Annotated in this window: 1 protein-coding gene; it reads right to left on the reverse strand. The window is 68.0% G+C overall.

The annotated features are described in order from the left end of the window. Positions 1–54 precede the first annotated feature (54 nt). On the reverse strand, positions 55–2,038 hold a 1,984-nt coding region (gene alaS / locus ACXJKH_RS19350), incomplete at its 5' end, for an alanine--tRNA ligase (RefSeq protein ID WP_457321804.1).

The following is a 2,038-nucleotide window of genomic DNA, read 5'->3' on the forward strand; positions in this document are numbered from 1 at the left end:
CCATAGTACCGTCAGGCCTCCCAACCCTTCAAGGAGCAGGAGGCTTCAGGATGTTCAGATACGCGGGGTGACCCAGTCGACGACGGCGGCGAGGGCAGAAGCAAGGGCGGGCCCGTCCTCGCCACCACCCTGGGCGAGATCCGGGCGGCCGCCGCCCTTGCCCCCGGTCTGACTGGCGATGTGCGACAACAGTTCCCCGGCCTTGACCTTGCCCATTGCACTGCCGTTCACGCCGGCGACCAAGGCTGCCTTGCCGTCCTGGGTTCCGGCCAGCACGATCACCGAGTCGCCCAGCTGCTGCTTGAGACGGTCGATTGCGTCACGAAGCGCCTTGGCATCGAAGCCTTCCAGGCGCGCGGCCAGGATCTTGATGCCGTTGACCTCGACCGCCGACGCGCCGAGATCGGCGGTGGCGCCCGCGGCCTGCTTGGCCTTCAATGCGTCCAGTTCGCGTTCCAGCTTCTTCTGGCGCTCACCGAGCTGGCGGATCTTGTCGACCACGTCGCCGGCGTTGCCGCCGAGCAGCGACGCCGCTTCGCCAAGCACGGCCTCTTCGTGGGCCACGTAATCCAGCGCGCCCTGCCCGGTCACCGCTTCAATGCGGCGCACGCCCGAGGACACGCCGCCTTCGGAGGTGATCTTGAACAGGCCGATGTCACCGGTGCGGCCCACGTGGGTGCCGCCGCACAGTTCGGTGGAGTAATCGCCCATCTTCAGCACGCGCACGTTCTCGCCATACTTCTCGCCGAACAGCGCCATCGCGCCGAAGTCCAGCGCTTCCTGCATGGCCATGTTGTGCACTTCGACGGCATTGTTGGCCCGCACCTGCGCGTTGACCTTGCGCTCGACGACCGCCAGGTCCTCGGCGCTGATCGGGGCGAAGTGCGCGAAGTCGAAGCGCAGGCGGTCCGGCGCCACCAGCGAGCCCTTCTGCTGCACGTGGGTGCCCAGCACCTCGCGCAGGGCGGCGTGCAGCAGGTGGGTGGCGGAGTGGTTGAGGATGGTCGCGCCGCGGCGCTGGACGTCGACCTGCCCGGCAAGCGTATCGCCGACCTTCAGGCTGCCTGACGTGATCTTGCCGACGTGGCCATGGAACTGGCCGGCGAACTTCTGCGTATCGCTGACCTGCACCTGCAGGCCCGCGCCGCTGAGCGCGCCGGTGTCACCGACCTGGCCGCCGGATTCGGCGTAGAACGGGGTCTGGTCGGTGATCACGATCACCTCATCGCCAGCCTGGGCGGACGTGACCGGACGACCGTCCTTGAGCACGGCCACCACGGTCAGGCCGTCGGCCTGCAGGCGGTCGTAGCCGAGGAACACGGTCGGCTTGAGCGTGGCCACCAGATCGGCGGACAGGGTTACGCCGCCGCCGAACTTGCCCGCTGCGCGCGCGGTCTCGCGCTGGTTGTCCATGGCGGCGTTGAAGCCGTCCATGTCCACGCGCATGTCGCGCTCGCGCGCGATGTCAGCGGTGAGGTCGACCGGGAAACCGTAGGTGTCATACAGGCGGAACGCGTCCACGCCGGGGATCACGCCGTCGGTGACCTTGGCGGCCACGTCGTCGAAGATCTTCATGCCCGAGTCGAGGGTTTCTGCGAAACGCTCTTCCTCGGCCTGCAGCGCGCGCACCACGGTGTCGGCCTGCGCCGGCAGTTCCGGATAGGCCACGCCCATCTGCTCGACCAGGGTCGGCACCAGCTTGCTGAAGAACGGCTGGCGCACGCCCAGCATCCAGCCATGGCGCAGCGCGCGGCGGATGATCCGGCGCAGCACGTAGCCACGGCCTTCGTTGGACGGCAGCACRCCATCGACGATCAGGAACGAACAGGCGCGGATGTGATCGGCGATCACGCGCAGCGACTTGTTTTCCAGGTCGGCCATGCCGGTCAGTTCGCTGGCCTTGCGGATCAGCGCCTGGAACAGGTCGATTTCATAGTTGGTGTGTACGTGCTGCAGGATCGCGGCCAGTCGCTCCAGGCCCATGCCGGTGTCCACGCACGGCGCCGGCAGCGGCACGAGGGTGCCGTCGGGCTGGCGG

It is taken from the genome of Stenotrophomonas sp. P5_B8, assembly GCF_054049855.1.